At 64.0% G+C, this 6781-nt stretch carries 9 protein-coding genes; 3 read left to right on the forward strand and 6 right to left on the reverse strand.

The genetic code is table 11. The annotated features are described in order from the left end of the window. Positions 1-96: 96 nt before the first annotated feature. Positions 97-1092: an NAD(P)H-quinone oxidoreductase gene (locus AB4Y63_RS16405; RefSeq protein WP_441792136.1), complete on the reverse strand. Its 996-nt coding sequence runs from the start codon at positions 1090-1092 to the stop codon at positions 97-99. A 90-nt stretch (positions 1093-1182) separates the two neighbouring features. Then, positions 1183-1761 (reverse strand): hypothetical protein, encoded by a 579-nt coding sequence (locus tag AB4Y63_RS16410; RefSeq protein WP_441792137.1) that lies wholly within the window; start codon positions 1759-1761, stop codon positions 1183-1185. Between the two features lie 135 nt (positions 1762-1896). Here AB4Y63_RS16410 and AB4Y63_RS16415 point away from each other — a divergent pair, with 135 nt between their 5' ends. Next, positions 1897-2502 (forward strand): RNA polymerase sigma factor, encoded by a 606-nt coding sequence (locus tag AB4Y63_RS16415; RefSeq protein ID WP_441792138.1) that lies wholly within the window; start codon positions 1897-1899, stop codon positions 2500-2502. Next, positions 2499-2999: a hypothetical protein gene (locus tag AB4Y63_RS16420; protein WP_441792139.1), complete on the forward strand. Its 501-nt coding sequence runs from the start codon at positions 2499-2501 to the stop codon at positions 2997-2999. Before AB4Y63_RS16415 ends, AB4Y63_RS16420 begins: the two co-directional genes overlap by 4 nt. A gap of 246 nt (positions 3000-3245) precedes the next feature. On the opposite strand, the gene AB4Y63_RS16425 is transcribed toward AB4Y63_RS16420, so the two are convergent. The 3 genes from AB4Y63_RS16425 to AB4Y63_RS16435 form a co-directional block, all read right to left on the reverse strand. Further along, positions 3246-4514 (reverse strand): RNA polymerase sigma factor, encoded by a 1269-nt coding sequence (locus AB4Y63_RS16425; protein WP_441792140.1) that lies wholly within the window; start codon positions 4512-4514, stop codon positions 3246-3248. 37 nt (positions 4515-4551) lie between these two features. After that, entirely contained in the window at positions 4552-4971 is a 420-nt protein-coding gene (locus AB4Y63_RS16430; protein ID WP_441792141.1) for a YciI family protein, read from the reverse strand. A gap of 120 nt (positions 4972-5091) precedes the next feature. Beyond that, entirely contained in the window at positions 5092-5358 is a 267-nt protein-coding gene (locus AB4Y63_RS16435) for a DUF7218 family protein (protein WP_441792142.1), read from the reverse strand. Between the two features lie 112 nt (positions 5359-5470). Here AB4Y63_RS16435 and AB4Y63_RS16440 point away from each other — a divergent pair, with 112 nt between their 5' ends. Next, positions 5471-5713, forward strand: coding sequence for a hypothetical protein (locus tag AB4Y63_RS16440; RefSeq protein WP_441792143.1), 243 nt, complete (start codon positions 5471-5473; stop codon positions 5711-5713). Between the two features lie 14 nt (positions 5714-5727). Here the strand turns inward: AB4Y63_RS16440 and AB4Y63_RS16445 are convergent, their stop codons facing one another. Continuing rightward, positions 5728-6531: a CPBP family intramembrane glutamic endopeptidase gene (locus tag AB4Y63_RS16445; RefSeq protein WP_441792144.1), complete on the reverse strand. Its 804-nt coding sequence runs from the start codon at positions 6529-6531 to the stop codon at positions 5728-5730. Positions 6532-6781 lie beyond the last annotated feature (250 nt).

The raw sequence follows: 6781 nt of genomic DNA on the forward strand, positions 1-6781 counted from the left end.
CTCGCGGGCCAGTCTCTGAACGTTGGTTGCGCCCGAGGATTGGCTCGCGTGGTTTCGAGACGCTCGCTGGCGCTCGCTCCTCAACCACCGAGAGAGTCAACGACCGGGAATTTCCAGCACCGTCTTGCCCGATGCGGCAGTGCCGTCGGCGATCTCGCGGTGAGCCTGCTCGACGCTCGTGATCGGCAGCACTGTGCCGATGGCAGGACGCACGTCGCCGGATTCGAACCACGGCCAGACATCCGTTCTCACCCGGGATACGATCTCGGCCTTCGACGCCGCACCGGTGCGCGGGCGTGATCGCAAACTTGTCGCGTGCAGGCTCAGCCGGCGTCGCAGCATCGAAGCGAGGTCAACCGAGGCGATGTGGCCGCCCATCAGTCCGAGCACCATGAGGCGACCGTCGTCGGCCAGCGCGTCAAGATTGCGGGTGAGGTAGCTGGCACCCACCACGTCGATGATGACGTTCGCGCCACGCCCCTCCGTCAGGTCGGCGACGACCGAGCCGAAGTCTTCGCTGCGATAGTCGATGCCACGTACGGCTCCCCACTGCTCGGTGGCGCGAGCGCGATCCGGCGATCCGGCCGTCGCAATGACGGTGTATCCGTAGCGGGCCGCCAGTTGCACCGCCATCGTGCCGAGCCCGCTGGCGCCGCCATGGATGAGAGCGACCTGTCCTGGCAGCGGAGCGTTGAAGCCCATCGCCAGGTTCGACCAGACCGTGCAGACAGCCTCCGGCAACGACGCTGCTTCGCTGAACGAGAGACCGGTGGGAACCGGCAGCAGCTGGGTGGCCGGCACCGCCACGCGTTCGGCATAGCCGCCGCCACCGAGCAGCGCGCAGACCCGGTCTCCGACTGCCCAGGCCGTCACCGCGGAGCCGATCTCGCTGATGACCCCCGCGCACTCCAAACCGAGGATCGGGGATTCGCCGGGCGGCGGCGGGTAGATCCCCTGACGCTGTGCAAGGTCGGCGCGATTCACCGCGGTGGCGGCGACCTCGACGATCACTTCGTCGGGAGCCGGGGACGGGTCATCCGTATCAATCCAGACGAGACGATGGCCGCTGGGGTCCTCAAGAATTGCTCGCACAAACTCGGACGTTAGCACGGGGTGTGCGGGGCTGCCCAGGAGCCGGCTGAACTGCGGCAGCGAGGGAGTCGGAGCGAAGCGGAGCGGAGCCTACTTCATGGTCACCGAGTTGCCCGCGTCGTTCATCACGCCGAGAGTTGCGGCATTCACCGCATAGCCGTAGCTTGCTCCGGTGTAGTTGCCGCCTTGCCAGAGCTTCGTCGAGCAGCCGGAGAAACTCTTGAAGGAGCTCACTTTGCTTGACCATCCCACGTTCGACAGGGGTCCGTAGTACCAGGTGGTGCTGCCGTTGCATATTGCGGAATTCGTGACCTGAAAGGTAGCCCCGCCGTAATTCGCGTCGGCGTAGAGCTGGGCCTGAACATAGGTGACCAGAGCGCCGGCGGGCGCGGCGGCGCGGTCGGCCGAGATGCCGCGTGCACCGAGTGGTGAGACGACGATGAGGTTCTCTTGCTCAAGCACCGCCTTGTTGAGGTCATCGCCCACGGTAACGCAGACGAGCCTGTTGGTGCCGAGGTCAAGGGAGCATGACTTCTCTTCGGCAACCTTGTGCTCCCGAGGAGCGGCGTGCGCTGCCCCGCCCACCGAGACGAGTCCGATCGAGAGCACCGCAATGCCGAGTGCCGACGCGGCCAAACGTCGAGCTTTCGTGCCGGTTGTGATTGCCATTCAGTTCCCCCAGAAATGTGGTGTTCCCGACTTCTGCCGGAAACGCTCATCTTGGCGGCGGAAGCGGAGAAGAGTCAAGCCAAAATACTTTGCTCAAAGTTGAGAGGATTGCCGCGGAGGGGACATTACCTAGTTATGAGCAACATTGCTGATGGTTCGGTGGCACCCGCCACCCGCGAGCCATCATCGACCGATGGTGCTCTCCTCGACGAACTGGCCCGCGGAAGCGCCGCTGCCTTCGCTGAAATCTACGATCGACATGGCCGAGTCGTCTTCGCCTACGCGGCATCGAACCTGGAACAGCGCGAAGATGCCGAGGAAGTGAGCCAGGATGTCTTCGTCGTGCTCTGGCGCCGACGCAAGTCGCTCGTCATCGAAGGCGATTCGATGCTGCCGTGGCTGCTGGTCACCTGCAAATTCACCATCCGCAACCGCAAGCGCGCACTCGACAGACACGATCGGCGGCGCAGCTTCAGCCCCAACCACGAGTTCGTGCCGAGCACGCACACCAGCCCGGAGCAATCGGCCGAGCAAGCCGAACTTCGCCACTACGTGGACACCGCGGTATCTCTGTTGCCCCCCGCAGACCGCGTGGTGTTCGAACTCTGCGTTCGTGACGGACGCAGCTATGAAGAGGCTGCCGCAGCGGCCGGGATCAGCTCGGCGGCCCTGCGGAATAGGCTCTCCCGCTTGCGCGCACGGCTCCGCAGCGAACTCGGCACCCTGAGGAGCGAATCATGAATCGCAGCCTCCTGCCTGACACGGCCGAGTTTGAGCGGATGAAGCAGAATCTTCTGACGACGGTCGCTGCACTCGATGTGCAACGAAAGCGCCGGCATCGCATCACGGCCATCAGTGTCGCGGGTGCTCTCGTGCTCGCGACCACGGCCGGCGCGATCATGATCGCCTCGGCACCCCAGGGCCAAATCAACTATCTGATGGATTGCTACGGCGCCGCCGATATGAACTCCTTGCACGGCTCCTCGGTCTATCTCCCCGGAAATCCCGAGGAGAAGACGCCGACGCCGCTCGCCGAGCGCATTCGATTGGCTGTCGACATGTGCGGCGCCTCCTGGCAGGTCGGAACCTTTGCCGACACCGAGAGTGCCGACGGCGTCTATCCCGTTCCTGCCCTCGTGACCTGTCAGCTTCCCGACAGGCGCCTCGCCGTTTTCCCGTCTCAACGACCGCCCGAGGAGCTGTGTGTGAGCCTCGGCCTTACGACCCCGCACGACTAGTTCGTGCGGTTATGGACGGTGCCCGTCGCTCACCAACTGGGGGATAGCGAGCGACGGGCACCTACCGATTCGCATCATCGGAATCGGGAGTTGCGCAACAAACGACACAACCCCCTTTCGAACAAAGGAGATGCGATGACATCGAACACTGGCATTGACCCGGCGGCAATCGACCTGCCGCCCACCCAGAGCGTTGACCTCACGTCGTTCTGTGCCGAACAGTTGGCGTGGTCGGCTGCCCACTGATCAGCGCGCGCCTTCAACTCCATCGCTGAGCGTTTCAAGCTTTCGCTCGAGTTCCGCGCGCTCGGCTGAGTTTTTGCACAGGGCGACGGCGTCGAGGAGTGCGGCCCGGGCTTTGCCGCGTCGGCCGAGACGGATGAGCATCTCGCCACGTACCGCGGGGAGCAGGTGCGAGCCGGCGAGCTCGCCTTGAGCCGCGATCGTGTCGACCAAGGCGAGTCCGTCGGCTGGACCCGAGGCCATCGCCACGGCTACCGCACGGTTGAGGTCGATGATCGGTGATGGCGTCAAGCGGCCGAGCGCTTCATACAGGATGACAATCCGCGCCCAGTCGGTGTCGGCAACGGAGCGCGCAACTGCGTGGCACTCGGCGATGGATGCCTGGAGCCCGTAGGCGCCCAGCCCGCGGCCGGCGCTACTTGCACGTGCCAGAGCAGCGCGCCCGCGCCGAATCGCGGTCTGGTCCCACAATCGTCGATCCTGGTCTTCCAGCAGCACCGGATGTCCCGACGCGTCGAGTCGGGCGGGGAAACGGGCCGCGGTGAGTTCCAGCAGCGCGAGCAGGCCGAACACCTCGGGATCGGGTCGGAGTCGCACCAGCACGCGCGCCAGGCGGCGGGCCTCGCCGGCCAGATCTGTGCGCATCCACGTGTCGCCGCTCGTTGCCGAGGAACCCTCGGTGAAGATCAGGTAGACGACCTGCAGCACGGAACCGAGGCGCTCGGCCAGCTCGTGCGTTTCGGGAACGGCAAACGGCACGCGCGCGGCGGCCAGCGTTTTCTTGGCGCGGGTGATGCGCGCCTGAATGGTGGGCACTGGAACCAGAAATGCTCGGGCGATCTCCTCACTGGTCAGACCTCCGACAACCCGGAGCGTCAGCGCGATTCGTGCCTCGCGTGACAACACCGGATGGCAAGAGATGAACATCAGCGCCAAAACGTCGTCGTCGATGGCATCGGGGTCGAACAGGGCGTCGGCCCCTGGCAGTTTCTCGTCGAGGTCACGGGCGAGGAGGGCATAGCGTTCGTCGCGAGCGGACCGCCGCCGAAACGCGTCGATGGCCCGGCGCCGACCCGTGGTGAGCAGCCATCCGGTCGGTTGAGCCGGAATGCCATCGATCGACCACGACACGAGAGCTTCGGCCAGCGCCTCCTGTGCGAGATCTTCGGCCAGCGAGAAGTCTCCGGTGTAGCGGGCGAGAGCGCCGACGATACGGGCGGACTCGATCCGCCACACCGCTTCGACGGCGCTCCGCGCGTCTGACTTGCTCACCGTTGGCCTGCTCGCCGTCGGCTTGCCCGCTGTCGGTTCAGAGCTGGCCGGTCTGCTCGCGCCAGGCACGCTCTTTCTGAATCCACGGGTTGTCCTGCGGAAACTCGTCGATCGACGGCACGCGGCGAATCTCGGTCTTGCTGCCCGCTGTGTAGGGCGCCCGCTTGGCCCATTCGACGGCTTCCTCTTTCGATGCGACATCGAGAATGTAGTAGCCGTTGAACAGCTCCTTCGTCTCTCCGTAAGGGCCGTCGGTGACGACCGGCGTCTCGCCGGTGAAGTCAACGACGACACCGTCATTCGCGTCGTCGAGGCCCTCGGCCGCCAGCAGCACTCCGGCGCGAATCAACTCGTCATTGAACTTGCCCATGGCGTCCAACATCAGTGCGAAGTCGATGTTGGCGAAATTCGCAAACGATTCGTCGGTCGCCCGCATGATCAGCATGTACTTTGGCATTTCGTTCTCCTTTGTTGGGGAAAGTCGCTTGATGACTTTCTCACCCCAAGGTCGAATGGCACCAGGCTCAATCGACACGAAGCGAAAAATTCTTTGGATGCCGGTGCCGTCGATCGAATCTCAGTGGGAGCGAAGCTGCTCGATGAGCTCGCCCTTCCTTTTGCGTGAATAACCGCTCAGGCCGAGTTCTTTGGCGCGTTTCTTCAAAGCAGGAACAGTCCAATCGTCGTAATCACCCGATTCGCCGCCGCGACGCCCGATCTCTGAACGGCCTTCCTTCGCCGCAGCGTTCGAGATTCGTGCCGCCTTCTCTTTCGAGGCGCCCTCTTCGCGCAGAGTCTCGTAGAGCTCGGGATCCTTCAGCTGCGGAGTCTTGTTCTGTGGCATCAGCAATCGTCCTCTCTGAGATGAATTCGCCAGCGACGGTACCCCTGTGATCGAATCCGGTACAGGGGCAGCGTCGGTGATCGAGCCTGTCGAGATCCGGGAGAATTGCACCATGAAACCTCGTGGCCCGCGCCGTCCCGTCCTGCTCGCGCTGGGCATCCTGCTGGCCTGGCTCGTGGGCGCGGTGGTGGTGCGCCTGGGGCTCGACTGGTCGGATACCTTCCCCTACAGCGAGGCATCCGAATGGCGCTATCTGGGGGTTGCTGTCGTCGCTCTCACGATCGCCATCGGCGGCTCGATTGCGAGCATTCTGGTGTTTCGTCGTGCCTCAGCGCCACACGATCGTCGGCGCTGAGACTCGAGAGGTAACTAGCTTGCGGCAGCGACGCTCCCGATCACGGCGAAGGTGAGGAACACCCAGTCGTTGATGATGTGCGCGCCGGCGGCGACCCAGAGGTTCTTCGTGCGGATGAAGGCAAGGGTCAGCGCGATGCGGGCGGATCCGATGATGAGGAATGCCTGGGCGAAGTTCCAGTCATAGGTCGGCAGGTGGGCGGCGCCGAACCAGAGTGAGGAGACAACCCAGGCGAGGATGATCGCCGTCTTGCGCGACAGGCCGGCCTTGGCGAAGAGGAAGTACATCAGCGCGAGGAACGGCAGGATCACGAAGATCTCTTCGCCGACGAGCTGGATGCCGGTTCCGACATACATGGCGATGGTGTCGCCGACGCCGCCACCCCCTGCTCCAGAGATGGTGGCGTTCGGGTTCGCACCGAAGGTCGCGGCAACGAGTGCTCCAACGGCAAAGGTGATGACGATGTTGAGCGCGGCGAAGAAGAACATGTTCAGCACATCAACGCCACGAACCTTGCGGAACAGTGCGGTCCAGTAGCGGCCGGCCACGAGTCCCAGAACCGCGAGGGGGATGGCGACGAAGAGCGCGCGGGGAAGGATCGCGACGAAGTTGTTCGGCTGCGGGATGAAGATGAGCGCGAAGAATCCGACGGCCACGGATGCCCAGACGAGGATCCACTTTCCGACGGAGAGCTCGATGGGCGTCCCGTTATAGAACGGGAAATCGTTGCCGTCGCGGCGTTCGATCAGGCGGCCGAAGCGATCCTTCTCGGTGAGCGACCGGATCGGTGTAGCGGTCGTTGCGGATTCGGTGCTCATGGGGCCCCCTCATAGTGTTTTCTGAACAATTAATTATTGCAGTCGCTTGCGCGGCTAAAACAGCGTGTCGCGAGCATGCGGTGATCGAGCCTGTCGAGATCCCGTGAGCCGAGCTTCCAGCGCGGGTGCGTTCGAGGGGGTCGGGCTGGGTCTCGACAAGCTCGACCACCGGTTGGGTTGCGCGGCTAAAACAGCGTGTCGCGAGCATGCGGTGATCGAGCCTGTCGAGATCCCGTGAGCCGAGCTCCCA

Origin of the sequence: Leifsonia sp. YAF41 (genome assembly GCF_052113185.1) — a bacterium.
Lineage (GTDB): Bacteria > Actinomycetota > Actinomycetes > Actinomycetales > Microbacteriaceae > Cryobacterium.

What these genes read in the sequence shown, in the direction of transcription:
- AB4Y63_RS16410 (WP_441792137.1), bottom strand. Translation starts at nt 1,761, where the DNA reads ATGGCAATCACAACCGGCACGAAAGCTCGACGTTTGGCCGCGTCGGCA.
- AB4Y63_RS16415 (WP_441792138.1), top strand. Translation starts at nt 1,897, where the DNA reads ATGAGCAACATTGCTGATGGTTCGGTGGCACCCGCCACCCGCGAGCCA.
- AB4Y63_RS16420 (WP_441792139.1), top strand. Translation starts at nt 2,499, where the DNA reads ATGAATCGCAGCCTCCTGCCTGACACGGCCGAGTTTGAGCGGATGAAG.
- AB4Y63_RS16430 (WP_441792141.1), bottom strand. Translation starts at nt 4,971, where the DNA reads ATGCCAAAGTACATGCTGATCATGCGGGCGACCGACGAATCGTTTGCG.
- AB4Y63_RS16435 (WP_441792142.1), bottom strand. Translation starts at nt 5,358, where the DNA reads ATGCCACAGAACAAGACTCCGCAGCTGAAGGATCCCGAGCTCTACGAG.
- AB4Y63_RS16440 (WP_441792143.1), top strand. Translation starts at nt 5,471, where the DNA reads ATGAAACCTCGTGGCCCGCGCCGTCCCGTCCTGCTCGCGCTGGGCATC.
- AB4Y63_RS16445 (WP_441792144.1), bottom strand. Translation starts at nt 6,531, where the DNA reads ATGAGCACCGAATCCGCAACGACCGCTACACCGATCCGGTCGCTCACC.